This is a genomic window from Sphingomonas prati (genome assembly GCF_014643515.1).
Taxonomy (GTDB): domain Bacteria; phylum Pseudomonadota; class Alphaproteobacteria; order Sphingomonadales; family Sphingomonadaceae; genus Sphingomonas_R; species Sphingomonas_R prati.
The window spans coordinates 935403-961752 of record NZ_BMJP01000001.1 but is presented as its reverse complement, the minus strand read 5'-3'; the positions used below and the strand labels follow the sequence as shown (position 1 = coordinate 961752).

The following is a 26350-nucleotide window of genomic DNA, read 5'->3' as shown; positions in this document are numbered from 1 at the left end:
GGGATCAGGATGCGGGGGAGGCGAGCGTGTTCTTGCCGCCGCCGGCGATCCAGTCGTCGATCTTCTGTTCCAGGATGGGCAGCGGGACCGAGCCGAGGTTCAGGATGAGGTCGTGGAACCAGCGTTGGTCGAAGCGGGGCCCGAGCGCCTTTTCCGCGTCGGCGCGTTTGCGGCGGATCGTCATCTCGCCCAGCTTGTAGGCGAGCGCCTGGCCCGGCCAGCTGATGTAGCGGTCGACCTCGGTCTCGATCTCGTGCTGCGACAGCGCGGTGTGACCGGCAAGGTAGGCGATCGCTTGTTGGCGGGTCCAGCCGTCATGGTGGATGCCGGTGTCGATCACGAGGCGGCAGGCGCGCCACATTTCGTACGAAAGCCGGCCGAAATCCTCATAGGGCGTGCGGTAGATGCCCATGACCGTGCCGAGCCATTCGGTGTAGAGCCCCCAGCCTTCGCCGTAACCGGAGAAATAGGTCTGCTTGCGGAAGGTCGGGCGGTTGGGCCCTTCGCGGGCGACCGCGGCCTGAAAGCTGTGTCCGGGATTGCATTCGTGCAGGGTGAGGGCCGGGATCTGGTAGAGCGGGCGCGACGGCAGGTCGTAGGTGTTCATCATGCAGCTTTCGAGGCCGCCACGGCCCGCCGTGTAGTAAGGCGCGATCGCGTCGGGCACCGGCCGGATGGTGAAGCGGTAGCGCGGCAGGAAGCCGAACGTCTTCTTCAGTTCGCCGTCGACACGCTTGGCGGCATAGGCGGAAACGCCCATCAGTTCGTCGGGCGTGCGCGCGTAGAACTGCGGATCGGTGCGCAGTAAGTGCTGGAACTGTTCGAAGCTGCCGGTGAAGCCGGCCTTTTTCATCGTGACGCGCATTTCGGCATCGATCCGCGCGACCTCCGCAAGGCCGATCTTGTGGATCTGTTCGGGGGTGAGATCGAGCGTCGTGTATTCGCGGATTTGCGCGCGGTAGAAAGCCTTGCCGTCGGGCATCGCCTCCGCCGCCAGCGTGGTGCGCGCCTTGGGCAGATATTCATCGCGGTAGAAGGCGAGCAGTTTGACGTAGGCCGGGCGGACCGATTGTTCGATCAGCGTGCGGGCCTGTTGCCGCATCGCGTCCTGTTCGGCGGGGGGGATGGACGCGGGGAGGGTGACGAACGGCGCGTAGAACGGGTTCTTGGTGGTGTCCGCGCCGGTATAGGCAGTGATCGACGCGTCGCGGCCGGCGAGTGTGACGCGCGGGACGGAGAAGCCGCGTTTCAGCCCGGCGCGCATGTTGACGATCTGCTCGTCGAAATAGCGCGGCAGATCGCGCATCCGGCCGAGATAGCGCGTGTAGTCCGCCGCCTTGTCGAAGCCGGCGCGCGGGGCGAGGTAGGACCAGAAATTGCTGTCCGCGTTGAACGGCATCTCCCAGTCGCGATATTGCGCGTTGGCGATGAACGCGTCAAGGCTGGTGCGGAAGACGGCGGCGTTGACCCGTTCCTCCGCGCTGAGGTCTGCGACGGGAATGCGGTCCAGTTCGGCGCGGGTCTTCTGCCAGTAGGCGAGCCGGGCCTGCTGGCTGGCGGGATCGACGCGGGGAAGGTGGTCGGCGGCGTCGGTCGCGTCGTCGTCCGTTTCGATGCGCGCCTGTTCCTTCTGCCGCCACGCCCATTCCGCTTCGTAGAGGGTCCGCAGGCGCTGGTCGGCAGCGGACGGGGCGGTCGGTGCAGGTGGCGCGGCCTGTGCGAGCGACGGGGCCGCGACGGAGGTCAGCAGGAGGGCGAGCAGCGATTTCAACATGGGCAACTCCGATGGGCGGCGCGGGTCTCGCGGTCGGGGCGCGGCGGATCGGCCCGGTTGCGGAGACCGGGATGGCGGGCGTGAGTCGACGGCTTTGCTGGCATCCGGCTTCCCCCCCTACCGACGCGACGATTGTCCGATCGTATACGGTCGCGACCCGGCCGCAAGCCCTGTGAACATAGTCGCACCCGACGGCAGCTGCTATTGGAAAGGGACGCGGCGATCGCCGCCGAAACGAACATCGTCACATGGGATCGTCAGGACCCCTTCTGGCGCGGATTTCCGGTGCTATGAGGGGTGCATGAGCCTAGTCATTCGTAACCTTTCCGATCAGGTCGCCGACCTTGTCCGCGACCGCATCATTTCCGGCAGCATTCCGGGCGACCAGGCGATCCGGCAGGATGCGTTGGCGGCCGAACTGGGGGTCAGCAAGATTCCGCTGCGCGAGGCGCTGACCCGACTGGAACAGCAGGGACTGGTGTTTTCGCAGGCCAATCGCGGTTTTTTCGTGCGGCCGCTGAGCACGTCGGAGGCGGAGGAGGTGTTCGCGCTGCGGCTGAAGCTGGAGCCGGAGGCGACGGCGGCGGCGGCACTGCGCGCGGAATCGAAAGATCAGCAGTTCGCCACAGCGACGATCGAGACGCTGGAACAGGTGACCGACGCGCACGGGGCGGGGGTGGGGGCGTTCAACCGCGCGTTCCATCTGGCGCTGCTGCGGCCCTGCGCGCAGCCGGTGACGCTGACGTTTCTTGAACGCCTGCATATCCTGTCGGAACGCTATGTGCGCAAGCATCTGGAATGGCTGGGGCGTGACGACCGCGCCAATGCGGAGCATCGCATGATCTTCGACGCCTGGCTCGCACGCGACGAGGCGGCTGTGATCGAGCTGAGCCGGGTGCATGTCGTAAAGACGCTGGACGACCTGCGTCTGCAGCTTGGCTGAGCGGTCGTGATGCGGCTGTCGTTCGCGCTGGCGCTCGCGGTCGTTTCGGCGAGCGCGCCGGCGGCGCGGCCGGCGGCGGTGGTGGCGAGCAGCGGGCCGGCGGAGATTCGCACGGGCGTGGCCGCGATGGAGGCGGCGTGGAACCGTGGCGATTTTCGAGGTTACATGCGGGGGTTCGCGAACCCGGGTGTCGTGTTCGTGTCGCGCGGCCGGATCCAGGACGGATGGCAGGGGACGCTCGACCATTATCTCCGCGATTATGGCGGGACGGCCGAGCGGCGCGGTATCCTGCGGTTCTGGCACCTGAAGATCGAGATGCTGGCGCCGGACGCGGCGATGCTTGTCGGGCGTTACCGGCTCGATCGGCCGGTGGACCCGCAGACCGGGATCAACACGCGGCTGTTCCGGAAGATCGGCGGGCGCTGGGTCGTGACGATGAACCATGTATCGTCGCTGGAAGCGCCCGCCAGACCCTGAACCGGGTCAGGGCTTCGGCGGCTCGGTCCGGGCGAGAAGGTCGATTAGGTCCGCCGTGTAGTTCACCGCCCAGGTGTGGGTGCCGTGGCCGCGCGTGTCAGCGGACTCCTTGATCATGCGGAAGCGGACGTTCGGCATCCGGGCGATCGCGCGCTGCGGGAAGTCCAGGTTACGCGGGTTGATGAAGTCGTCTTCCGAATTGATCCACGTCATCGGGGTCGTGATCTTTTCGAGCTGCGCCCAGGGATTATAGGTCCGCGACGATTCGAACTGGTAGATCATGTCGTTCGCATCGCGGCTGGCGATGTCCTTTTGTACGCGGTCGCGGACATAGGTCTCGGCGGCGGCGCGGGTCGGGTAGAGCGCCTGCATGTTGAGCGGCGCGCCGCCGGCGACGACGGACAGCGCGGCCGCGGTGCGCAGGCCAAGCACCGGCTGCGTCGTGTAGGCGCCGCCGGCCCAGGCGGGATCGGCCTTGATCCCGTCGACCAGCATCTGGCGCCACATGCGGTTGAGGCCGGCGATCTCGACCGGTTCGCAGGCCAGCGGCATCAACGCGCGGGCACCGTCCGGATAGGTTTCACCCCACTGAAACGCGTGCATGCAGCCCATCGACGTGCCCATCAGCAGGCGCAGCTGGCCGACGCCGAGCTTGTCGAGCAGCAGGCGTTGCGCGCGGACCATGTCGGCATAGTCGTAGGCGGGGAAGCGCATCCGGAGGCCGTCGGACGGCTTGGACGACCGCCCGTGGCCGATATTGTCGGGCAGGACGATGTAGTAGCGCGTGATGTCGAGCGGCTGGCCCGGGCCGTAGAGTTCATCGGCGAATTGCGGGCTGAGGAACTGCTTGCCCGTGCCGCCGGTGCCGTGGAGCACCATGACGGCGTTGACGATCGTGCCACGCGCATCGCGGCGCGGGGTACCTAGCGTGGTGTAGTGCAGGCGGAGCGCGGGGTGTTCGCCGCCGGCGGCGAAGCGGAACCGGTCGAGCGTGACGTCGCCTTCGGTCGTGGGCCATGTCTTCGTCGGGGCTGCGCGGGACTGCGAGGCGATCGGTGCGGCGGGGGCGAGGGCTTGGAATGCGAGCAGCAGGGACAGGGGCAATGCGAACATCCGCGGCTCCAATATTTTGTATACGATTAGAACAGGCTAAGCTAGTTGCGCCGCCATGCGAACCGATTTTGCGGCCACCCCGAAGACTGCGATCGTGATCGGCGCGGGGGTGGTCGGCCAGTGTGCGGCGCTGGCGTTGCAGCGTAGCGGGTTTGCGACGACGTTGATCGCGCCGGCCGGGATCTTCGCGACCGCGTCGCTGGGCAATGCAGGGCATATCGCGATCGAGCAGGTCGAACCGCTGGCGTCGCCGGCGGCGGTGCGCGGCGCGTGGCGGCGGTTGTTCCGGAACGGCGGCGCGCTGGCGTTGCCGCCGCGCGATATCGCGACATGGTTGCCGTTCGTGATCCGGCTGGTCTGGGCGAGCCGGTCGGCGCGGTTCGCGGCGGGACGGGCGGCGTTGTCCGCGTTGCTGAAACACGCGATGCCGGCGTGGCGGCGTGTGCTGGACGATGCCGGCGTGCATGACCTGCTGATCGAGGCGGGACATATTGTCGTGTGGGAAAGTGCGGCGACCGCGGCGGCGGGGTTGGCCAGATGGCGTGCGGCGGGGACCGGGACAACGCGGTTCACGGCGCTGAGCGCGGCGGAATGCGCGGCGGTTGCGGCGAGTGTGGCGGTGCCGATCGCGGGGGGCATCCGCTTCACGGGGAGCGGGCAGATTGCGGATCTCCCCGCGTTGCAGGCGGCGCTGGCGGCGCGGTTCGCGGCGATCGGCGGCGTGCGGATCGACCGAAGCGTCGCGGCGATCCGCGCCGTCAAGCGGCGCGCCTGCGTGTTCCTGGAGGATGACAGCCGGATGCCGGCGGACCGGATCGTGGTCGCGGCGGGGGCGGCAGCGGGGGAGCTGCTGACGCCGCTGGGCCTGCGGGTGCCGATGATCGCGGAGCGGGGTTATCACCTGCACGCGGGCGGGGACGGCCTGGACCTGCCGCCGGTCGTTTTCGAGGATCGGTCGGTGATCATCACGCGGTTCCGCAACGGGATGCGCATGGCTGGGATCGTCGAGTTCGGTCGACGCGATACGCCGCCCGACGCGGCGAAGTGGCGCCGGTTGCAGGATCATGCCGCCGCGCTCGGCCTGCCGATGGAGGGGGCCACGCGGTGGATCGGTGCGCGGCCGACCTTGCCCGATTACCTGCCCGCGATTGGGCGGGCGGCGGTTGCGGACAATCTGCTCTATGCGTTCGGGCATCAGCATCTGGGGCTGACGCTGGCGGCCGTCACGGGGGAGCTGGTGGCGGCGCTGGCGCGGGGAGCGGAGCCGCGGGTCGATCTCGCGCCGTTCGATCTGACGCGTTTTGAAAGGCGTGCGAGCCGACCTTAAAGCGGGGCGGCCAGTTCGGTCGGGCGGGGCGGGGCGAGCGGTGGGCAGGGGGTGTCGGGCAGGACGACGTCGGACTGGATCAGGCCGTCGGCCTGAAGCTGCCAGAGCTTGCGGAACAGGCCGTCGGGCTGGGCGAGGAGGTCCTGCGGGGCGCCGTCCTCCAAGACGCGGCCTTCCTCCAGCACCAGGACACGGTCGAACGCGGCGATCGTCGACAAACGGTGTGCAACGGCGATGACGGTGCGGTCGGTCATCAGCGCGTTGAGGCCGGACTGGACCTCCATTTCGGAGCCGGTATCGAGCGCCGAGGTGGCCTCGTCGAGCAGGACGAGGCGTGCGTCCTTCAAGAACGCGCGGGCGATGCCGATGCGCTGACGCTGGCCGCCGGACAGGTTGGTGCCGCGTTCGCCGACGATGCTGTCATAGCCGTCGGGCAGCTGCATGATGAACCCGTCGCAGCCGGCCGCCTCCGCCGCGCGGCGGACGTCCGCATCGCTGGCACCGGGGCGGGCAAAGCGGATATTCTCCATGACGGTGCGGTGGAACAGCATCACCTCCTGCGGCACGACCGCGATCGCTTCGTGCAGGCTGTCCTGCGTCACGGCGGCAACGCACTGGCCGTCGATCAGCACGTCGCCGGACTGCGGATCGTAGAAACGCTGGATCAGTTGCAGGATCGAGGACTTGCCCGCGCCGGACGGCCCGACCAGCCCGACCTTCTGGCCGGCGGGGACGTCGATCGACAGGCCGTGCAGGATCGCGCTGTCGTCGGTGTAGCCGAAGGTGACGTTTTCGAACCGGACGGTGCCGTCGCGCACCGTCAGGGGCTTGGCGTTCGGGCGATCGTTGAGCGTCTGCGGCAGGCCGATGACGTCGAGCGTCTCGCGCAGATAACTGCATTGCTGGCTGGTATCGATCACTGCCATCGCCAGGTCGCGCGAGCCCTGGAGGATGCGGAAGGTGAGCGTGCTGACCACGACCACGTCGCCGGTGGTGATAAGGCCGGCGGACCAGCGGCCGATCGTCCACAGGAGGGTGCCGCCGACGAGCAGCGCGAGTGCGAAATCATGGAGGCCGCGGATCCGTTCGACGAAGAACCAGCCGCGGCGTTGCGCCGCCGCTTCCTCCAGCAGGAAACCGCGCAGCCGTTCGGCCTCACGCCGACGGGCGGCGAACGCCTTCACCACCCAGATGTTGCTGATGAGATCGACCAGTTCACCGCCGACCACGCCCGCGCGACCGGCGAAATCCTGGTGATGGACGTGGCCGCGGAAGCCCAGCACCACGAGGGCACCGGTCACGATCAGGAAGACGAGACTGAGCGCGATCGACATGCGGACGTCGATCGACACAAAGATGATGATCGCACCGGTGAAGGCGATGAGCGGCGGCGCGATTTCGAGGAACAGCCGGTGGATGACCGAGCCGAACGAGCCGGACAGCGTGGACACGCGGTGGCCGAGCGCACCGGCGCGGTGATTCTGGAAGAACGGCAGCTGGTGCCCGGTCAGGTAGTTGAACATGTCGAGCCGGATGTTCACGCCGGACTGGACCGTGACACTGCTCAGTGTGAAGGCGGCGACGCGCTGAAGCAGGCTTTCGAGAAGCGTCATGCCGATGAAGATCGCCAGCGCGCCGTAGACATGGTCCATGACCGACGGCTTTGCCGTCATCGCGTCGATCAGCAATTTCATCGAATATTGGACGTAGATGGCACTACTCGACGCGCCGACCACGACCATGGCCAACGCGAGGAACATATACGGCTTTGCGGCGACATAATGCCACACGAACCGCCAGGGCCCGGCGAGGAAGGGCAAAACCAACTCTCCCTTGGGATCAATGTGCTGCAATGCAACAGTTTCGCCGCCAGCCATAGGGAATTGTTCCGGGGCAGGGAGCACTATGCGACGAGCGGGACCGGCCGCGGGACATGTCGCGGAAGAGAACGGGCGATTACGGGCTGCCGTGATATTCCGTCGTAGCGCCGGCTGGCTCGTCTGTACTTGGTCCGTTCACGACTCCTCGTCACGATGATGGTCGGTTTCTTTGGTGGCGAAAAATTGATCTGACGCAAGATCCCGGCGGGTACGGCGGCCCTGGCCGTCAGTCGCGTTGCAGGGCCAGGGTTTCGCGGACCCGGGCAAGCGCGGCCACTTCGGGCGCGGCCTCGCCCATCAACGCCCAGGTGCCGCTGATCGCGAATGCACAGTGGCCGTGGACGGTCGCGATCAGCGACCGGGCGAGTGCGGCGACCCGTTCGTCCGCCGGGCGACCGAGCGCGTGCGCGACCTCGCCGATCACGATCTCGGTCAGCACGCCGCGTGCCTGCTGGTCCGCATCTGGCAAGGTCGTGTCGGGGGGCAGGCGGTGGTCGTAGATCGCGGTCCAGAGATGGGTATTGGCGCGCGCGAAATCGAAATAGCCGTCGACCAGCGCGGCGATCCGGTCGCCGTCCGGCGCGGCGGCGAGCCGCCCGCGCAGATAGGCCGCCCACAGGCCGAAGCTGCGCGTATTGATCGCAGTGACCAGCCGGTCCGCCGTGCCGAAGACGTTGTGCAGCGTGCCGATCGAGTAGCCGATCCGCCGCGCGACCTCCCGCGACGAAAAGCGGGCGAGGCCGGTTTCGGCGACCAATGCGGCGGCGGCATCGAGGATCAGCGTTTCGAGCTGTTCGCGGCTATGATCGGATCGGCGGCCCATGGGATCCCGATACGAAAGAAACTGAGCAGTGTCCAATTTAGTTATTGAGCAATGCTCAGTTTGTGTTAGCAAGGCGTTGAAAGACGGGAACGGCGATGCCGCCACCGGCCACATGCTCTGACACGGGGGTCATCACATGTCCGCGCCTGATATTTCGTTACTCGGCAAACGCCGGTTCGGTCCGTTGTTCCTCGTGCAGTTCATGGGGGCGTTCAACGACAACCTGCTGAAATTCGCGTTGCTGTTCCTGGCCAATTTCGGACTGTACGCGGCCGCGCCCGAGAAGTCGGAGATGCTGGCGACGATCGCGACCGGGCTGTTTATTCTGCCCTATTTCCTGTTGTCGGCGCTGGCCGGGCAATTGGCAGACAAATACGACAAGGCGAAGCTGATCCGCATCGTGAAGGGTGCGGAAATCGGCATCATGACGATCGCGATCGGCGGGTTTTGGTTCCAGTCGGTGCCGGTGCTGCTGACGTGCCTGTTTCTGATGGGCGTGCATTCGACGATCTTCGGTCCGGTCAAATATTCGATCCTGCCGCAGCATCTGGGCAACGACGAGATCATGGGCGGGACCGGCCTGATCGAGGCGGGGACGTTCCTGGCGATCCTGGCGGGGCAGTTGCTGGGCGGGGTCGTGCCGCCGTGGGAGGCGGGGCTGATCGCGACCGGTGTTGCGATCCTCGGTTTCGTGACAAGCCTGGCCGTGCCGTCCGCGCCCGCCGCGGCACCGGACCTGCGGATCCAGCGCAACATCTTCAAGGGGACGTGGCAAATCCTGACGGTGGCGAAGGCGGGGCGGGGCGTGTGGCTGGCGATCCTGGGAATCAGCTGGTTCTTTTCGGTCGGCGCGATCCTGCTGTCGGAATTCGCTCCGCTGGCGAGCGGGACGCTGAACGCCGGGGCGGGCGTGGTGACGCTGTTCCTGCTCGTCTTCTCGGTTTCGGTCGCGGCCGGATCGCTGGTGGTGAACATGTTGCTGAACGGTGCGGTGTCGGCGCGGTACGTGCCGGCGGCGGCGCTGGGGCTGGCGGCGTTCCTGATCGACCTTTGGATCGCGACGCGCGGATACCAGGCGGCGGGCTCGCAGACGAACGTAGCCGGGTTCCTGGCCAGTGCCGGCAGCTGGCACATCCTGTTCGCGCTAGCCGGCATCGCCTTTTCGGGCGGCGTCTTCATCGTGCCGCTCTATGCGATCCTGCAGGTGCATAGCGCGCCGGCGGAACGGTCGCGGATTATCGCGGCGAATAACATCGTCAACGCGTGCGTCACGGTGCTGCTGGTCGCGGTGGTGACCGGGCTGCTGGCGAGCGGGACGGGCGTGCCCGGCGTGATCGGGACGCTCGGTTTCGCGACGCTGGCGGTGGCGCTCATCTCCTGCTGGCTGCTGCCGGAGACGGTGTTCAAGGCGCTGATCCGCGGGCTGCTGGTGCTGCTGTACCGCGTCGACGTGCACGGGGCGGAGAACATGCCGCAGCCGGGGGAGCGCGCGGTGGTGGTGGTGAACCATGTCTCGTTCCTCGACGGCCTGCTGCTCGCCGCGTTCCTGCCGGGCAAGCCGACCTTCGCGGTCGCGAGCCGGATCGCGCAGGCATGGTGGGTGCGGCCGTTCCTGGGCATGTTCGATGCGTTCCCGGTCGATCCAACGAACCCGATGGCAGCCAAGGCGATGGTGAAGGCGGTGCGCGAGGGGCGGACGCTGGTGATCTTTCCAGAAGGTCGCATCACGGTAACCGGTGCGCTGATGAAGGTGTTCGACGGGCCCGGCATGATCGCGGACAAGGCGGAGGCGCCGATCGTGCCGGTGCGGATTTCGGGCGCGCAGTACACGCCTTTCTCCCGCCTGCGCGGCAAGGTGCGGCTGCGGACGTTTCCGAAGATCGACCTGACCATCCTGCCGCAGCGGCGTTTCGTGGTGGAGGGCGACACCGCGCGTCAGCGTCGCGCGGCGGCGGGTGCCAAGCTCTACGACGTGATGAGCGAGATGATCTTCGCGACGTCCGACACGCACCGCACGCTGTACCATGCGTTGATCGATGCGAAGGACATTCACGGTGCGAACGCCGCCGCGGTCGAGGACGTGAAGCGCGAGCCGCTGAGCTATGGCCGGTTGCTGACCGGCAGCATCGCGCTCGGTCGCCCGCTGGCGGCGCTGACCAGGCCGGGCGAGGTGATCGGCATGCTGTTGCCCAACGTCAACGGCGTGGTGGTCGGGTTCTTCGCGTTGCAGGGCGTCGGGCGCGTGCCGGCGATGCTAAACTACACCGCGGGGCTGACCAACCTGAAGGCGGCGTGTGGCGCAGCGGAGATCGCGACGATCCTGACCGCACGGGCGTTCGTGACGCAGGCGAAGCTGGGCGAGGTGATCGACGGGCTGGCGGGGGCGGGGATCCGCATCCTTTATCTGGAGGATATCGGTGCGGGGATCGGTGGGCTCGCCAAGCTGCGCGCGCTGGCGGCGACCCGCTGGGCCGGGCGGCTGCATCGTCGCCACTGGGTGACGCCGGACGCGCCCGCGGTGATCCTGTTCACCAGCGGGTCCGAAGGGTTGCCGAAGGGTGTCGTGCTGACCCACCGCAACCTGCTGTCCAACTGCCTCCAGCTATCGGCGCGGATCGATTTCAATTCGGCGGACGTGGTGCTGAACGCGCTGCCGGTGTTCCATAGCTTCGGGCTGACCGGCGGGACGTTGCTGCCGATCCTGTCGGGGGTGAAGACGTTGCTGTATCCGAGCCCGCTGCATTATCGCATCGTGCCGGCGCTGGCCTATGATGCCAATGCGACGATCTTGTTCGGGACCGACACGTTCCTGGCGGGCTATGCGCGGATGGCACACGGTTACGACTTCTACGCGCTGCGCTACATCTTCGCCGGGGCGGAGCGGGTGCGCGACGAGACGCGCCGGACCTATGCCGAGAAGTTCGGGCTGCGTATCATGGAAGGCTATGGCGCGACCGAGGCGTCGCCGGTGATCGCGGTCAGCACGCCGATGCATTTCCATGCGGGCAGCGTCGGGCGGCTGCTGCCCGGGATCGAGGCAAAGGTCGAGCCGGTGCCGGGCATAGCGGAAGGCGGGCGACTGTCGATCCGCGGGCCGAACATCATGGCGGGGTATCTGAAGGCGGATGCGCCGGGCGTGCTGCAACCCCCGGCGGGCGGCTGGCACGACACGGGCGATATCGTGACGATCGACGGAGCGGGGTTCATCACGATCCGCGGGCGGGCCAAGCGGTTCGCCAAGATCGGCGGCGAGATGGTCTCGCTGCCCGCGGTCGAAGGCTATGCCGCGGCGGTGTGGCCGGGGGCGGACCATGCGGTGGTGACGCGGCCAGATGCGCGCAAGGGCGAGCAGCTGGTGCTGTTCACGACGCGGGCGGGTGCGACGGCGAGCGACCTGCAGGCGTGGGGGCGGGCGAACGGCGTGGCGGAGCTGGCGATCCCGCGCGACGTGCGGGTGGTGGAGGCGCTGCCGGTGCTGGGCACGGGCAAGCTCGATTATGTCACGATGGGCGAGCGTGCGGTGGCGGAGGCGTCCGGGCGGTCAGCGGTCGTTGCTTGAGGCGTGACCGTCGCGGGCCAGGCGGCGTTCGATCCAGCGCGAGAAAACGAGGTGCGGGACGGCGACGGTCGCGAGCAGCTGGAACGCCTGCGCGGTGTCGTCGGGGGTGAGGCGGTCGCGCAGCAGGGTGGCGAACAGGACCCAGCCCAGGATGGCGGCGGCGGACATGAGCGCGCCGGTCGCCATCCACCAGCCGCGCGACCGACCGTGCAGCACGGTGCCTGCCTCCGCGAAGTGGCGGGGGGAGTGGAGGAACACGAAGAACAGCGCGAACCCGGCGACCGGCGGCGCGACGATCAGTCCGGCGATCGCGACGGTCGTTGCAACCGCCCAGGCGCGGGCACCGTCGCGCCACGCGGTCGCGATGCCGACGATGGTGACCAGCAGCGCGACCGGCGCAACGGCGATCAGCGCGCGCGCGACCGTCGCGCCGTAGGGCGTGCCGGACATCGCGACGAACAGCCTGGCGACCTCGTCAAAGTGGCTGATCGCGGGGGCGGCGAGGATGGCGGTGCCGGCGGCGACCCTGAACAGGGGTTCCTCGATCATCGTCCAGTCCTCGCCGAAATGGACCGAGGCGACGATCAGGAACAGGACGAGTGCGAGGAGCGGGGCCACCACCCAAAGCGCGGCCATCGCGGCGGCGATCGCGATGTAGCCGCCGAGTGCGAGGCCGAGCCCGCGACGCCCAAGGCGGGTGGCGCGGGAGAGGAGGGCGATGTCGTAGGCCCCGTGCGGCATCCCACCGACGACAAAGACGCCGGTTGCGATGAGCCTGGCGGTCGGCCCGTCGAGCGGCAGGCCGATCACCAGTGCGACCCCTACGAAGAGCGCAGCGATCCAGAACGCCGGACGCACGACTTCGCCGCGCCCGGTTTGGACGCGGCGATCGTGATGTCCGGCAACGGCGGCGGTCATGCCGACTGGCTGGACGGGATCAGTAGCGTTCGGCGTAAGCAGGGGCGTCGTGCTTCTCCACCTGCGATTTGCGGACCGAGATCATGTAGATCAGGATACCGACGCCCGCCTTCGCGATGATGTCGGCGATCGTGTAGCCGAGCTGGATCGTCGTGGTGGCGGTCGAACCGGTCAGACCGGCGAACGGCGCCATGTAGACGATCGGGTAGAAGCCCCACGATGCGAAGGTCAGCAGGCGTGCCTTGCGGACCAGCCCCTGTGCGGCGGCGGGTTGCGACGCCACCGAGCTGCCAAGGCCGCTGAACAGTTCCCAGACGATGTAGACGAACGGGATCGACGACAGCGTGCCCCAGATAGCGCGGGTCGGGATGTCGGTCGCGATTTCGCCCGGGTAGCCGAGGATGATCATCAGTGCGGCGGCGGAACCGAGGCGCAGCGTCTTGGACGACGTTTCCTCCGGCGACAGGCGCATGACGAGCACGAGTTCGATCAGCAGCAGCGGCACCGTGAGCAGCCAGTCGACGTAGCGATAGGCGTCGTTGAACGCGAAACCGGTGGTCGCGATGATGCCGTTCTGGAGCGTGTAGGACTCGTTCCAGCTCTCGAAGATGCGGAGATAGTGATAGGCGGCGATCGCGGTCACGAGGCCGGAGATGGTCACCGCGGTGCGGTAGGCGGGTGCGACCTGCGACCGGCTGAGCCAGAGGAACAGAGTGCACGCGGCCATGGTCGCGAAGGTGAACGAGAATGCGTTGTAGACTAACGAAAACTGGAACGGGGTAATACTGTCCATCGGGACCTCCATCGCCTGACTGTCTCGGACCCGCTGCATCGGCGGGGCCGCTTTGTTGCGGGGGCGATGGCCGACAAGCCGCATCGGTCCTCGGTCCACCCGAGTTGACGTCACAGCGGCGGCCGGTCCTTCCGGGGCTGCACGGGCCGGAACCGCGAACAGGTCGGGTTATTTCCGTTCGTGGCGGCTGCCGCTGTGGCGTCGATGAAGTTGGTACGCCCGCGTGCGACACGTCGCGATACGGACCTTGGGCTGTACCGGGGCAGATCGTTAAAGTCCGGCTTCGACCGCCAGCCGGATCAGGTCGGCCGTGGTGGCGAGGCCGAGCCGTTCCATGAGGATCGCGCGGTGCATCTTCACCGTTTTTTCGGCGAGGCCGAGTTCGGCCGCGATCTGCTTGTTGAGCCAGCCCTGTGCAACAAAGCGCAGCACTTGGCTCTGGCGCGGCGAGAGCGACTTTACCAGTTCGGCGGCGCGGATCCGGCGCATGCTGGTGGGGGTGGCGGCCTGGGTATCAATTTCAAGCTGCGACCCGAGGAAGTAGAGCAACTGGTCGTCCTCATCATAGAGCGGCGCGACCAAGACGGCGTTGCGGAACGGCTGTCCGTCACGCTTGTAGTTCAGGATTTCGACGAGCACCGGCTTGTGTTCGCGCACGCCGCGGCGGATCTCCTCCGACAGCCAGGGTTCGGTCGACGGGCCAGAGAGGAAGCGGCAGTTGCGCCCGACCACCATGTCCGCGGGGTAGCCGGTCAGGTCGCAGAACGGCTGGTTGCAGGCGATGATCGGGTTGTCGGGTAGGCGCGGGTCGCTGATAACGGACGGGATCGGGCTGTCCTTGACCAGCCGGACGAGCCGGCGGGCGGACCTGGCGTCGGTATCAACTGACATTCCCCTGAACCCCCCATTGCCCGACGCAAGACTGCCCCGGATGCGCCGCGGGGGCAATCGACCAGGGTTCTTATTCGGTCGTAATCGGGGGGAGCCCATGACTTAGGTCATCGACCGCCGAGGACTTCCGCGTCGGCGCGTGGAAATCGGCGGGTTTGTTCGCGATCCAGCGGAGGAAGCGGGCGATGTCGTCGCGGGCGTGCAGCGCGGCGATGGTCGGGAAGCGGGTCGCCAGATCGCGGTTCGAGACGTTGGCGTGGATCGCGCGGTGGCAGATCGGGTGGACGGCGACGGTTTCGGTGCCGCCGCGGCTCTTGGGAATGATGTGGTGCCATTCGGTGCGCGTGCCCAGCGGGCGATCGCATAGTGCGCAGGCGGTGATGGCGGTTTCGCGCGCCGAACGGGCTTCCGCTTGCGCCAGTCCGGCCCGGCCTTTGACGCGTCCTCCCATGTGCTGTGATATGGTGGCGGATCGGGCGAACGAAAAGGCGGGGCGGCGCGTTCAGGCCCGGCAATGACCCCGCCATGAGGAGAGAGCGATGACCGACGAGCGTACACCAGACGAGAAGCCCGGCGAATTCATCGACCTGCCGCCGATCCTGCCGACCGGTTCCGGCGTCGCCGACCTGGAGATCGCGTACGAGCAGATGATCCTGGCGGAGAATGTCGCGCTGGCCGACGAGCCGGTGCTGGACGAGGGCTTGTCCGGCGCGCCGACGGCGGATGCGATGCCGACCGAGAGCGGCGACGATGCGCTGGACAGTGCCGCGCATCCGAGCTGAGCCCTAACGATCGAAGCGGAGGCGCGCGATCAAGCCGGGATGCGCGTCGTCCAGCGTGATCGTCGCCCCGGTGCGGGCGGCGGCGGAGCGTACGACCGCGAGGCCGAGGCCGCTGCCGTCCGGACCGTCGCCGCGGCCGAGCCGGATGAACCTGTCGAAGACGCGTTCACGATCGGCCGGCGGGATGCCGGGGCCGTCGTCCTGCACCGACAGCGTGGTGGCGTCATGGTCGGGCGTGATCGCCACCGTCACCAGCCCGCCGCGGCGGTTGTAGCGGATTGCGTTGTCGACGAGGTTGCTCAGGATTTCGACGATCAGCGTGCGGTGGCCGGTGATCATGGCAGGCGTTTCAGCGGCGTCGAGGATGAGTTCGACGTCGGCGGCGATGGCCTGGCCGATCTTGCGACTGATGACACGGACCGCGACTTCGCGCAGGTCGACCTGTTCGAGCGGGGCGGCGGCGCCCGCTTCCTCCGCACGGGCGAGCGCGAGCAGCTGGGTCAGCAGGCGTTCGAGGCGGGCGCTGGCGTCGGCGATCTCGTCCAGCGCGGGTTGCGATCCGCGGCGGGCGAGCGCGACCTGCACCTTCAGCACCGCGAGTGGCGTGCGCATCTGGTGCGAGGCGTCGGCGGTAAAGCGCCGGGTGGCGGCGGTGGCGGTGTCGAGCTGCGCGAGCAGCCGGTCGAACGCCTGGGCGAGCGGGCGCAGTTCGAGCGGCAGCGGGCCGGGATCGAGCGGCGAGAGATCAGGCGTAGCGGGGCCATCGCGCGCCTCCACCGCGCCGCGCAGCCGGGCGAGCGGACGGAGGCTCCAGCCGAGCGCGGGGCGGAGCAGCAGCACGGCGATGCCGACCAACGCGACCTCGCCGACCAGCAGCGCGAACATCAGCCGGCGGGCGAGTGCGCGGCGGCCGTCGAGCGTTTCGGCGACCTGCACGATCACGGGTTGGTCGATTGCGGGGAGCGCGCGGCGGACCTCCGCGATGCGGATGCGCTGGTCGCGATAGCGGGCGAAGCGGAAGCGCGGCTGATCGATCGCGAGTTCTTCGGGCCGGGGGGCGGGCAGGTCGGCATAGCCGGTGAGCAGGTCGCGGCCGACGCCGATCCGGTAATAGACATTGTCGCGTTCGCTGTTCTCCAGCATCCCGAACGCGGCGGGGGGCAGGTCGAGCGTGACCTCGCCGCGTTCGACCTGGACGGTTTCGGCGATGGCGCCGAGCGCGCCGCCCAGCACGCGGTCGTTCGTGCGGCGCACGACGTCGGCGATCAACGTGGCGCCGGCCAGACCGAGCAGGACCGCGACGAGCAGCAGCGGGCCGAGCATCGACACGAGCAGGCGGGTGCGGAGGGCCACGGCATGGCGCGGCGGCGGCGCGTTCATCCGGCGTCGATCAGGTAGCCGACGCCGCGGATCGTGCGGATCTGCGGGCCGGCGCTGCCGAGCTTGCTGCGCAGGCGGGTGACGTGGACCTCGATCGCGTTGGGGCCGACCGGTTCGTCATAGCCGAACACCTCCGCCAGCAGCAGTTCGCGTGGTACGACCTGTCCTGCACGGGTCGCGAGCGCGTCGAGCACCGCCCATTCGCGGCGGCGGAGCGCGAGCGGGCGGCCGGCGACATCGGCCTGGCCGGTCGAGCGGTTGAGGGTGAGCGCGCCGATCGTGACGACCGGCACCGGATCGCCGCCGCGCCGCCGGCCGAGCGCGCGGACGCGGGCCTCCAGCTCCTCTGGGTCGAACGGCTTGCGGAGATAGTCGTCGGCGCCGAGATCGAGCCCGCGGACCCGATCGTCCAGCCCGTCGCGCGCGGTGAGCATGAGGACGGGAACGCGGTCGCCGCGGCGGCGGAGCCGTTCGAGCACGGTGAAGCCGTCGATGCCGGGCAGGCCGACGTCGAGGATCACGACCGCATAGGGTTCGCCCGAGACCAAAGTCAGCGCTTCCTCGCCGCCCGTACAGTGATCGACCGCGTGCCCGCCGGCGCGCAGCAGGGTCGCGATGCTGCGCGCGAGCGCCGCGTCGTCCTCGATCATCAGGACGCGCATGGTGGCCCGCGGTGAAAGGTTCCTGACAGGTCGGGCGCGTATCGCATCCATGGGCTTATCCGATCACAGAAGCGGAAAAGCGAGAGGGAGCCGGGATGCGAATCCTTTGTCTGACGATTGCGATGGCGGGGGCGACGGCTGTGACAGCCATGCCCGCTGCCGCCGAGCGTCCGGCGGGCTATCCCCGATCCTATGATGCGCTGATCGCCGCGGCGCAGGCCGAGCGCGGACTGACCGTCTACGGCAATGCCGACCGGGCGGAGCTGGTGGGGGTCGTGGCGGCGTTCAGGCGGGCCTATCCGGGCATTGCGGTGCGCTATGCCGATCTGGGATCGACCGAGATTTACCGCCGGGTGACGGCGGAACGGCGCGCGCGGCGGCCGTCGGCGGACCTGGTGTGGTCGTCGGCGATGAACCTGCAGGTGAAGCTGATCAACGACGGCTATGCGCAGGCCTATGCCAGCCCGGAGAAGCCCGCATTGCCGGCGCAGGCGGTGTGGAAGAACATGGGGTACGGCGTGACCGCGGAGCCGATCGGCATCGCGTATAACCGCCGGCTGATCCCCGACGCCGCGATGCCGCGCGACCATGCCGGGCTGGAGGCGTTGCTGCGCCGGCGGCGGGCGCAGTTCACCGGGCGGGTGACGACGTTCGACCCGCGGCAGTCCGACGTCGGGTATCTGTACCTGTCGGAGGACATGTCGATCACGCGCGACAGCCGGGCGCTGCTGTCCGCCATCGCCGCGACGAAGCCCGTGCTGGTCGCGCGGACGGAGCCGATGCTGGCGGCGGTCGCGGCGGGGCGGCAGGCGATCGCGTATAACGTGATCGGGTCCTACGCGCTGGAACGGGCGAAGCGCGATCCGCGGATCGGCGTGGTCCTGCCGCGCGACTATACGATCGTGACGTCGCGGATCGCGTTCATCGCGGCCGACGCCCGCGCGCCGGCGGCGGCCAAGCTGTTCCTCGATTTCCTGTTGTCGCGCCGTGGCCAGTCCTTGCTGGCGGAACGGAGCCTCTGGCCCGTGCGAACCGACGTGCCCGCGCGGCGGATGCCCGCGGCGCAGGCCCGGCCGATCCGCGTGGGCCCACAACTTCTCGTTTATCTCGACCGCATCACCCGCCAGCGTTTCTTGCGCGACTGGCAGGCGATCCTTTCCGGAGTTTCCCGATGATCCTGTTGCGTACCGGTTGTGGGCTGCTCGCGCTCGCTATTGCCACCCCTTCGCTTGCCCAGACGCCCGATGCGGCCGAACTCGCGCGCCTGGTGCAGGCGCAGGCGGCGCAGATCGCGACGCTGCAGGCGCGGCTCGACCGGCTGGAGGGGCAGCAGGCCGCTGCGGCAGCGGCACCCGTGCCTGCTCCTGCGGCGCAGGCGGCCCCGACACAGGTCGCGCAGGCGACACCCGAGCAGCGCCGGACCGTGCCGTTCGCGCCGCAGCTGGCGCCGCCGGGACCCGCGGAGCGCAACGTGGCGCAGGCGATCGCGGCGCGCGAGAATCCGTCGGGGGTCACGACCGAATGGGGGTCGGGCCTGCCGGTGTTCCACTCGGCGGACGGCGTCTACACGTTCAAGCCGCGCGGGCGCATCCTGGCGGACGTCAGCAGTTCGTTCGGGTCGAAATCGGACGGCCGCAACCTGACGACGACCGGTATGCGCGCGTTGCGCCTAGGCCTGGAAGGCGGCGTCGGCACGCACTTCTTCTACCAGATGGAGGCCGATTTTTCGGAGAACGAGGTCGATGTCGTGACCGCGTTCATGGGCTGGCGCAACCGGATCTCGCCCGGGCTGGAATATGATGTGCGCGCCGGGCATCTGTTCAACGATCGCGGGTTCGAAGGATCGACGGGGTCGGATTCGACGCCGTTCCTGGAACGTACGACGGTCGCCACCGCGATCATTCCGCAGCGCGGCTTCTACGGCATCGGCATCATGCCGCGACTGTTCTGGAAGACGGGCCATGCTTCGCTGACCGTCACGGGCGACCGGGTGGACGGGACGCAGACGGTGAGCGACGGGCGGACGTTCCTGGCGCGCGCGCACTGGAACCCGATCAAGACCGACAATGCGGTGCTGCATCTGGGCGCGTGGGGCTTCGACGAATCGCTGTCCCCGGCGGCGACGACGCTGACCCGCAACACGGTGATCGGCGGGCGGTTCAACGGCGCGCTGCGCGTGTCGACCGGGCCGCTGCTCGGCGGCAAGGGGACGACCGGGTACGGCCTGGAACTGGGCGGCTATCGCGGGCCGCTGTGGATCATGGCGGAGGCGGGGCGGCGCGACGCGCAGCTCGACGGCGGGCGGCCGGACTTCACCAGCAAGGCGTGGAGTGTGTCGGGCGGGTTCTTCATCACCGGCGACCTGCCGCCGTACAATCCGCGGCTCGGCGCGTTCGGGCAACCCAAGGTGAAGCGCCCGACGTTCGACGGCGGCCCCGGCGCGATCGAGCTGACCGCGCGGTACGAGGACCTCAACCAGACCGACCTGCTGACCGGCGGGAGCGGCTGGGCGGCGACCGTGGGCGTGAACTGGTACCTCAACAGCTTCACCCGCCTGCAGCTGAACGGCATCCATTGGTACACCAACAACCGCACCGGCGATTACACCGGCGGCGATTCGGGCGAGACGCTGAGCGCGCGGGTCGCGGTCACCTTCTGATGCCCTTCGCTGCGCGAAATCCGCTGCTCCTGACCTTCCTCCAAGGATCGTTCGCATGAACCTGGCTTTGCTCGGCTTCCTGATGGTCGCCACATTCATGACGTTGATCATGACCAAGCGGATGACGCCGCTGGTCGCGCTGATCGTCATTCCCACGATCTTCGGCGTCGTCGCCGGTCAGGCCGCGGGCCTGGGCGACATGATGATCGACGGGATCAAGAACCTGGCGCCGACCGGCGTCATGCTGCTGTTCGCGATCCTGTTCTTTTCCACCATGACCGACACCGGGCTGTTCGATCCGCTGGTCGGGCGGCTGATCCGGCTGGTGCAGGGCGATCCGATGCGGATCCTGCTCGGCACCGTCGTGCTGTGCGCGCTCGTCAGCCTGGATGGCGACGGATCGACGACGTACATCATCACGATCGCCGCGCTGCTGCCGCTGTACAAGCGGTACGACATGAACCGGCTGTACCTGTGCTGCCTGCTGATGCTGACCAGCGGCATCATGAACCTGACGCCATGGGGCGGGCCGACCGCGCGTGCGGCGAGTGCGCTGAAGCTGGATCCGGCTACGCTATTCCTGCCGCTGATCCCCGGCATGATCGTCGGGCTGGCCAGCCTGATGGCGCTGGCGGTCTGGTTCGGTCGCAAGGAGCGCACCCGGATGGGGAGCGTGCAGGCGCGTGACGCGGTGGACTTCACCGGCATGGCGGTGTCGCAATATCCCGAGGCGCGGCGGCCGAAGCTGATCTGGTTCAACGGGCTGCTGGTCGTGACGCTGCTGACGCTGCTGGTGTGGGGGCTGCTGCCGCTGTCGGTGCTGATGATGATCGCGTTCGCGATCGCGATGATCGTGAATTATCCGGGCGTGGCGGAGCAGAAGGAGCGGATCGCCGCGCATGCCGGCAACGTCCTGTCGGTCGTCTCGCTGATCTTCGCCGCGGGCATCTTCACCGGCATTCTCGGCGGGACCGGGATGGTGGAGGCGATGAGCAAGGAAGTGGTCGGCATGATCCCGCCCGCGATGGGGCCGTACATGGCGCCGATCACCGCGGCGCTGAGCCTGCCGTTCACCTTCTTCATCTCCAACGACGCATTCTATTTCGGGATGCTGCCGATCCTGGCGGAGGCCGGCGCGCATTACGGCGTCGAGCCGATGGCGATCGCGCGCGCGTCGCTGATGGGGCAGCCGGTCCACCTGCTGAGCCCGCTGGTGCCGTCGACCTATTTGCTGGTCAGCCTGGCCGGGATCGACCTGGCCGATCACCAGCGTTTCACGCTGGTGCCGGCGATCATGGTGTGCGTGGTGATGACGCTGGTCGGGATGATCGCGCTCGCCTTCCCGTTCGTGGCCGGGTGATGCGCGCCACCGTCCTTCGTCCCGCAATCCGGAGACCCACCATGGACCGACCGTCGATCCCGTTGATGCTGTTGCCCGCCATGGGGTGCGACGGCCAGTTGTGGGCGCGCCAGATCATGGATCTGGGCGACGTGGCCGAGCCGGAGTTCGGCGACCTGTCGCGCGATACGACGATCGACGACATGGCGGCACGCGTGCTGGACGATGCGCCGCCGCGGTTCGCGGTCGCGGGGGTCAGCCTGGGCGGCTATGTCGCGATGGAGATGGTGCGGCAGGCGCCGGACCGGATCACGAAGATCGCGCTGTTCGGGACGCGCGCGTCGATGGAGGCGCGGCCGCGGACGGTGGCGGACCAGGGGTCGCTGGCCACCGCGCCGCACGACGATCCGCAGCTGTCGAAGATCATCAGCGGGCCGGTGCAGGCGATGGCCGAGCGGGTCGGCAAGGCGGTGTTCGAGCGGCAGCAGCAGGCGCTGCTCGCGCGGCCCGACATTGCGGACGCGATCGCGTCGATCCGCGTGCCGACCCTGGTGGCGGTGGGCGACCGTGACCGGATCTGCACGCCGGACGATGCGCGCGCGCTCAGTGCGCTGATCGCGGGGGCGCGGTTCCATATCCTGAAGTCGTGCGGGCATCTGTCACCGATGGAGCGCCCTGGCGAGGTGACGATGCTGCTGCGGTCTTGGTTGCGCGGTTGGTAGCGGGACAGGTTCGATGGGGACGCGGGGCAGGCGTTGCCACCGGCCGCTGACGGTGATGCGGTCGAGCAGGTGGTTGCCGAGCGTGATCAGTGCTGCGCCGGAGCTGGCGCAGAGGAACAGCGTGGCCGCCAGTGCGATGGCGAGGAATGCTGTCGGGCCGTGCAGCGTCGGCTTGGCAACGGCTTGAAGTAGGTTGAACGAGGCGTAGGCGACGCCCCACGAGGCCAGTCCCGCGAGGCGGAGGCCGATGTCGGCCTGTTTCGATCGATGCCACGCGGCCATGCCTTGTCCTTCCGGTCAGGCAGTCCAGTTATCGGTCGGCGCGTAGTGTTTCGAGAGCGGTTCCGGGCGATCGCATAGTGTTCGCATAGGGACTCGTTACGGATCGACGAGCAGGCGGTAGCCGACGCCCAGTTCGTTGGCGATCAGGCTGCCTACCGGGCCGGGGGGCTCGAGCTTCTGCCGCAGGTTGCGGATCACGATGCGGAGATATTCGATGCGTGGATCGTCATCGCCGCCCCAGGCCGCGGCGATGATCCGGTCGTGCGTCACGACGCGGCCGGGGTGGCGCGCGAGGATCGCGAGCACGTCATGTTCCTTGCGCGTCAGGTGGAGCGGTTCGGTGCCGCGCCGGACGATGCGGCGGTCGAGGTCGATCGTGAGGTCGGCCTTGTGGAGCGTCTTCTGCGCCGTGTTGCCGGCGTCGCGGTGACGGAGTGCGGCGCGCAGGCGGGCGAGCAGTTCGTCGGTGTCGAACGGCTTGGTGACGAAATCGTCCGCGCCGAGATCGAGCGCGGCGACCTTTTCCTCCGTCGCGTCGCGGGCTGAGACGATCAGCACGGGCACCTCGCCGTTGCGGCGGAGAAGCGGGATCAGGGTTAGGCCGTCGCGGTCGGGCAGGCCGAGGTCGAGCAGCACCGCGACGGGATGCTCGGCCGCGGCCCCCGACAGCGCATCGCGCGCGGTGCCCGCCTCCACCACCGCATAGCCGGCGCGTTCCAGCGTGTGGCGGAGCAGCCGGCGGATCGCGACTTCGTCGTCGACCACCAGGATTCGCGCGGGCATCAAACCGCGTCCGACGCGACGGCACGCACGATCAGCGCGGTCGGGAAAACGAGCGTGAAGGCCGCGCCGGGTTCGTCCGGGCGGTTGCCGGCCTCCACCGTCATGCCCATCGCTTCGGCGAATGCCTTGACGATCGCGAGGCCGAGGCCGGTGCCGCCGGCGGCGCGGTCGGAGCCCTCCAGCCGGTGGAACGTCTCGAACACCTCTCCCTCGCGCCCCGGGGGAAGGCCCGGGCCGTGATCGCAGACCGACAGCCGGATCTCGCCATAGACGTGGCGGCCGGCGACGAGGATCGCGGTGCCGGGGTCGCCGTAGCGGCCGGCATTGTCGAGCAGGTTGAGCAGGCAGTGGTGGAAGAGTTGCGGATCGACTAGGACGAGGGGGAGGTCGGGTGGTACGTCGAGTTGCACCGCGTGGCCTTCGAGTGCGCGGCGGGCGTCGTGCGCCGCGCCGGCGACCGCGTCGGCCAGGTCGGTCGGTTCAACGTTGAGCTTCAGCGCGCCGGCCTCGACCCGCGCCATGTCGAGCAGGTTGGCGACGAAGCGGTTGAGCCGCGCGGCCTCGTTGCGGATCGTGCCGATCAGTTCGGGCGTGGCGCCGTGGCCGAGTTCGTCCGCGGCGGCGATGACGGCGGTGAGCGGGGTACGCAGATCGTGGCTGACCGACGACAGCAAGGCGGCGCGGAGCCGGTCGCGGGTGCGGACCGCATCGACATCGCGCATTTCCATTTCGAGGCGGAGCCGTTCGAGCACGAGCACGGACTGGTCGATGAGGCTGGAGAGGAGCGGGACCTGGTCCGCGCGGATCGGTTCGCCATTGTCGCGCGCGACGCCGAGCACCGCCAGCGTGCGGCCACCGGCGCGGACCGGGTTGAACAGCCATTCGGACGCGGCAAGCGTGCCCGAACCCTTGCCGGCCGGGGTGCCGGTGTCGGACGCCCAGTTGGCGGCGGCCATGTCCATCGTATCAAGCCGGTAGTCGGGCGTGCTGGCGGCCTGGACCGCGAGACCGGGGCCGACGAGCGGGGCGAGCAGGACGGCCTGGACGTCGAACAGCCGGGCGACGTCCTCGCAGATCAGCCGGGCGGCCTCGGACGGGTCGTTGACCGCGCTCAACTGGCGCAGGAAGCCGGCAAGCGTGGCGTTGGTGCGCGCGCTGGCGGCGGCGAGATCGGCCTGCGCGCGGACGCGGGCGGTGAGCTGGCTCGTGGCGACCGCGACGCCGAGCAGGACGAAGATCGAGATGACGTTCTCGGGGTTGCTGACGCTCAATGTGCCGACGGGCGGCAGGAAGAAGAAATTGTAGGCGAGCGAGGAGGCGAGGCCGGCGAACAGCCCGGTGCGCAGGCCGAACAGGCTGGCCGCGACCATGACGGGCAGAAGATAGAGCAGGGCGACATTGCCGAGATCCAGGATATGGAACAGCGCGCTGCCGACCGCGGTGACGAGGCCGACGAGCAGGAGCGTGATCGCGTAGCCGGACGGCGTGCCCCAGCCGGCGCCGCGCCGTTGCCGCGGTTCGGATGCGGCGGGGCGGGCGTCGAGGGGGAGGACGTGGACGGTGACGCCGGGCGTATCGCGCACCAGCCGATCGACGACCGAGCCGTGGAGCAGTTCGAACCAGCGCGAGCGGCGCGACTTGCCGACGACGAGCTGCGTCGCGCGGGCGGTGGTGAGGAAACCGCGGATGCCGTCCACCACCGATGCGGCGGGGACGGTGGCGACCGCGGCGCCGAGCTGCGTCGCGAGCGTCATCGCTTCGGCCACGCGGCGATGCTGGGCGTCGTTGAAATGGGCGGTGCGCGGGGTTTCGATGAAGAGCGCGGTCCAGGGGGCGTGCAGCCCGTCCGACACGCGCTTGCCCGCGCGGACGAGGCCGTCGGCACCGGGCAGTTCGTTGATCGCCACGACGATCCGGTCGGTGCCGGCCCAGGTGCCGCCGACGCCGAGCGCGCGGACATGATCGAGCATCTGGGCATCGACCGCCTGAGCGGCGCGGCGGAGCGCCAGTTCGCGGAGTGCGGAGAGGTTGGATTTGGAGAAGAAGTGGCCGAGCGCGCGGGTTGCTTCGTGCGGCAGGTACACCTTGCCGGCCTTCAGCCGCTCGATCAGTTCGTCGGGCGGGATGTCGACGACCTCGATCTCCGCCAGTTCGAGGATGCGGTCGGGGACCGTTTCGCGGACCCGGACGCGCGTGAAGCTGGCGACGATGTCGTTCAGGCTTTCGACGTGCTGGATGTTGAGCGTGGCGTAGACGTCGATCCCAGCGGCAAGCAGCTCCTCGACATCCTGGTAGCGTTTGGGGTGGCGGCTGCCGGGCGCATTGGTGTGCGCGAGTTCGTCGACGAGTGCGAGGCGGGGCGCGCGGGCGAGGACGGCGTCGATGTCCATCTCGCTCAGGATGCGGCCGTCATAGGGGACGTCGCGGCGCGGCACGATCTCCTGCCCGCGGGTCAGCGCGGCGGTTTCGGCGCGGCCGTGCGTTTCGACGACGCCGATCACGACATCGACGCCGTCGCGCCGGCGGGCGGCGCCTTCGGACAGCATCTCGAACGTCTTTCCGACGCCGGGGGCGGCGCCGAGGAAGATCTTGAGACGGCCTTTGCCCTCCTGCGCGGCCTGGCGCAGGAGGGCATCGGGATCTGGACGAGAGTGGTTGCCGTCCGTCATCGGCGGGCGGACGTGTCCAGCGCGCGGTTCATGGCGAGCACGTTGACGTGTGGGTCGCCGAACAGCGAGGTTTCGGTCGCGCGGTCGACGATCGCGGTGACGGTGCCCACCGGCATCCCGCGAACGCGGGCGATGCGGGGGGCCTGCGCGGCGGCCGCGGCCGGCGACAGATCGGGGTCGAGCCCGGACCCGCTGGCGGTGACGAGGTCGGCGGGGAGCGGGCCGGTGATCCCCTCGGCCCGAACGCGTGCGACGTCGGTCTTCACACGGTCGACCAGCGCCTGCGACGCGGGGCCGAGGTTCGAGCCGGACGAGGCGAGCCCGTCATAGCCCTTGCCGGCGGCGGACGGGCGCGTCTGGAAATAGCGGTCCGTGGTGAAGGCCTGGCCCAGGACGGTCGAGCCGATCACCCGATTGCCGTCGCGGATCAGGCTGCCGTTCGCCTGGGAGGGGAAGAAGGCCTGGCCGATGCCGGTCATGGCGAGCGGGTAGGCGATGCCGAGGAGGGCCGCGAACAGGATCGTCATGACGATCGCGGGCCGCAGTGCGGAGGTGAAATCCTTGCCCATGAGAA

At 68.7% G+C, this 26350-nt stretch carries 23 protein-coding genes; 9 read left to right on the top strand and 14 right to left on the bottom strand.

Annotation, left to right across the window (positions count from 1 at the left end; all coding sequences use genetic code 11):
- Nucleotides 1-4: 4 nt before the first annotated feature.
- Nucleotides 5-1774 carry a DUF885 domain-containing protein gene (locus tag IEX50_RS04375; protein WP_157175476.1) on the bottom strand — a complete coding sequence of 590 codons (1770 nt, stop codon included), beginning with the start codon at nt 1772-1774 and terminating at the stop codon, nt 5-7.
- A gap of 301 nt (nt 1775-2075) precedes the next feature.
- Here IEX50_RS04375 and IEX50_RS04370 point away from each other — a divergent pair, with 301 nt between their 5' ends.
- Nucleotides 2076-2717, top strand: a complete 642-nt coding sequence (locus IEX50_RS04370; RefSeq protein WP_157175477.1) for a GntR family transcriptional regulator — start codon at nt 2076-2078, stop codon at nt 2715-2717.
- Nucleotides 2718-2726: 9 nt separating this feature from the next.
- Nucleotides 2727-3194, top strand: a complete 468-nt coding sequence (locus IEX50_RS04365; protein ID WP_157175478.1) for a nuclear transport factor 2 family protein — start codon at nt 2727-2729, stop codon at nt 3192-3194.
- Between the two features lie 6 nt (nt 3195-3200).
- Here IEX50_RS04365 and IEX50_RS04360 read toward each other — a convergent pair whose 3' ends face one another.
- Nucleotides 3201-4307 (bottom strand): alpha/beta fold hydrolase, encoded by a 1107-nt coding sequence (locus IEX50_RS04360; protein ID WP_157175479.1) that lies wholly within the window; start codon nt 4305-4307, stop codon nt 3201-3203.
- Between the two features lie 55 nt (nt 4308-4362).
- Here IEX50_RS04360 and IEX50_RS04355 point away from each other — a divergent pair, with 55 nt between their 5' ends.
- Nucleotides 4363-5634, top strand: coding sequence for an NAD(P)/FAD-dependent oxidoreductase (locus IEX50_RS04355; RefSeq protein ID WP_157175480.1), 1272 nt, complete (start codon nt 4363-4365; stop codon nt 5632-5634).
- Here the strand turns inward: IEX50_RS04355 and IEX50_RS04350 are convergent.
- Both IEX50_RS04350 and IEX50_RS04345 read right to left on the bottom strand, forming a co-directional pair.
- A complete protein-coding gene (locus IEX50_RS04350; protein WP_157175481.1) occupies nt 5631-7454 on the bottom strand; it encodes an ABC transporter ATP-binding protein in 1824 nt (607 codons plus the stop codon). The two genes, IEX50_RS04355 and IEX50_RS04350, sit on opposite strands and share 4 nt — an antisense overlap.
- Nucleotides 7455-7740: 286 nt before the next feature.
- Nucleotides 7741-8337, bottom strand: coding sequence for a TetR/AcrR family transcriptional regulator (locus tag IEX50_RS04345; protein ID WP_157175482.1), 597 nt, complete (start codon nt 8335-8337; stop codon nt 7741-7743).
- A 136-nt stretch (nt 8338-8473) separates the two neighbouring features.
- On the opposite strand from IEX50_RS04345, the gene IEX50_RS04340 reads away from it, so the two are divergent.
- Nucleotides 8474-11896, top strand: a complete 3423-nt coding sequence (locus tag IEX50_RS04340) for an acyl-[ACP]--phospholipid O-acyltransferase (protein ID WP_157175483.1) — start codon at nt 8474-8476, stop codon at nt 11894-11896.
- Here the strand turns inward: IEX50_RS04340 and IEX50_RS04335 are convergent.
- The 4 genes from IEX50_RS04335 to IEX50_RS04320 form a co-directional block, all read right to left on the bottom strand.
- Nucleotides 11879-12814, bottom strand: coding sequence for a Brp/Blh family beta-carotene 15,15'-dioxygenase (locus IEX50_RS04335; protein ID WP_157175484.1), 936 nt, complete (start codon nt 12812-12814; stop codon nt 11879-11881). The genes IEX50_RS04340 and IEX50_RS04335 overlap by 18 nt on opposite strands.
- A gap of 19 nt (nt 12815-12833) precedes the next feature.
- On the bottom strand, nt 12834-13607 hold the full coding sequence (locus IEX50_RS04330; protein WP_157175486.1) for a bacteriorhodopsin-like: 774 nt from the start codon (nt 13605-13607) through the stop codon (nt 12834-12836).
- A gap of 270 nt (nt 13608-13877) precedes the next feature.
- On the bottom strand, nt 13878-14498 hold the full coding sequence (locus IEX50_RS04325; protein ID WP_157175487.1) for a LuxR C-terminal-related transcriptional regulator: 621 nt from the start codon (nt 14496-14498) through the stop codon (nt 13878-13880).
- Nucleotides 14499-14568: 70 nt separating this feature from the next.
- A complete protein-coding gene (locus IEX50_RS04320) occupies nt 14569-14949 on the bottom strand; it encodes an HNH endonuclease (RefSeq protein WP_157175489.1) in 381 nt (126 codons plus the stop codon).
- Nucleotides 14950-15037: 88 nt separating this feature from the next.
- Between IEX50_RS04320 and IEX50_RS04315 the strand changes: the two genes are divergently transcribed.
- On the top strand, nt 15038-15280 hold the full coding sequence (locus IEX50_RS04315) for a hypothetical protein (RefSeq protein WP_157175490.1): 243 nt from the start codon (nt 15038-15040) through the stop codon (nt 15278-15280).
- A gap of 3 nt (nt 15281-15283) precedes the next feature.
- Here IEX50_RS04315 and IEX50_RS04310 read toward each other — a convergent pair whose 3' ends face one another.
- On the bottom strand, nt 15284-16660 hold the full coding sequence (locus tag IEX50_RS04310; protein WP_157175491.1) for a sensor histidine kinase: 1377 nt from the start codon (nt 16658-16660) through the stop codon (nt 15284-15286).
- Nucleotides 16657-17322: a response regulator transcription factor gene (locus IEX50_RS04305; protein ID WP_184075165.1), complete on the bottom strand. Its 666-nt coding sequence runs from the start codon at nt 17320-17322 to the stop codon at nt 16657-16659. Before IEX50_RS04305 ends, IEX50_RS04310 begins: the two co-directional genes overlap by 4 nt.
- Before the next feature lie 149 nt (nt 17323-17471).
- Between IEX50_RS04305 and IEX50_RS04300 the strand changes: the two genes are divergently transcribed.
- From IEX50_RS04300 to IEX50_RS04285, 4 genes are read left to right on the top strand one after another with little or no spacing between them, the layout of a single operon-like run.
- Nucleotides 17472-18497, top strand: a complete 1026-nt coding sequence (locus IEX50_RS04300; protein ID WP_229673637.1) for an ABC transporter substrate-binding protein — start codon at nt 17472-17474, stop codon at nt 18495-18497.
- Complete coding sequence (locus IEX50_RS04295) at nt 18494-19981, top strand: OprO/OprP family phosphate-selective porin (RefSeq protein WP_157175494.1); 1488 nt, start codon at nt 18494-18496, stop codon at nt 19979-19981. The genes IEX50_RS04300 and IEX50_RS04295 overlap by 4 nt, the downstream gene beginning before the upstream one ends.
- A 55-nt stretch (nt 19982-20036) precedes the next feature.
- Nucleotides 20037-21341 (top strand): CitMHS family transporter, encoded by a 1305-nt coding sequence (locus tag IEX50_RS04290; protein WP_157175495.1) that lies wholly within the window; start codon nt 20037-20039, stop codon nt 21339-21341.
- A 41-nt stretch (nt 21342-21382) separates the two neighbouring features.
- Nucleotides 21383-22042, top strand: a complete 660-nt coding sequence (locus tag IEX50_RS04285) for an alpha/beta fold hydrolase (protein WP_157175496.1) — start codon at nt 21383-21385, stop codon at nt 22040-22042.
- Here IEX50_RS04285 and IEX50_RS04280 read toward each other — a convergent pair.
- The 4 genes from IEX50_RS04280 to kdpC form a co-directional block, all read right to left on the bottom strand.
- Nucleotides 21980-22324 carry a hypothetical protein gene (locus tag IEX50_RS04280; protein ID WP_157175497.1) on the bottom strand — a complete coding sequence of 115 codons (345 nt, stop codon included), beginning with the start codon at nt 22322-22324 and terminating at the stop codon, nt 21980-21982. The genes IEX50_RS04285 and IEX50_RS04280 overlap by 63 nt on opposite strands.
- Before the next feature lie 96 nt (nt 22325-22420).
- Nucleotides 22421-23107, bottom strand: coding sequence for a response regulator transcription factor (locus IEX50_RS04275; protein WP_157175498.1), 687 nt, complete (start codon nt 23105-23107; stop codon nt 22421-22423).
- Nucleotides 23107-25776 carry a DUF4118 domain-containing protein gene (locus tag IEX50_RS04270; protein ID WP_157175499.1) on the bottom strand — a complete coding sequence of 890 codons (2670 nt, stop codon included), beginning with the start codon at nt 25774-25776 and terminating at the stop codon, nt 23107-23109. The genes IEX50_RS04275 and IEX50_RS04270 overlap by 1 nt, the downstream gene beginning before the upstream one ends.
- Nucleotides 25773-26345, bottom strand: coding sequence for a potassium-transporting ATPase subunit KdpC (gene kdpC, locus IEX50_RS04265; RefSeq protein WP_157175500.1), 573 nt, complete (start codon nt 26343-26345; stop codon nt 25773-25775). The genes IEX50_RS04270 and kdpC overlap by 4 nt, the downstream gene beginning before the upstream one ends.
- Between the last annotated feature and the right edge of the window lie 5 nt (nt 26346-26350).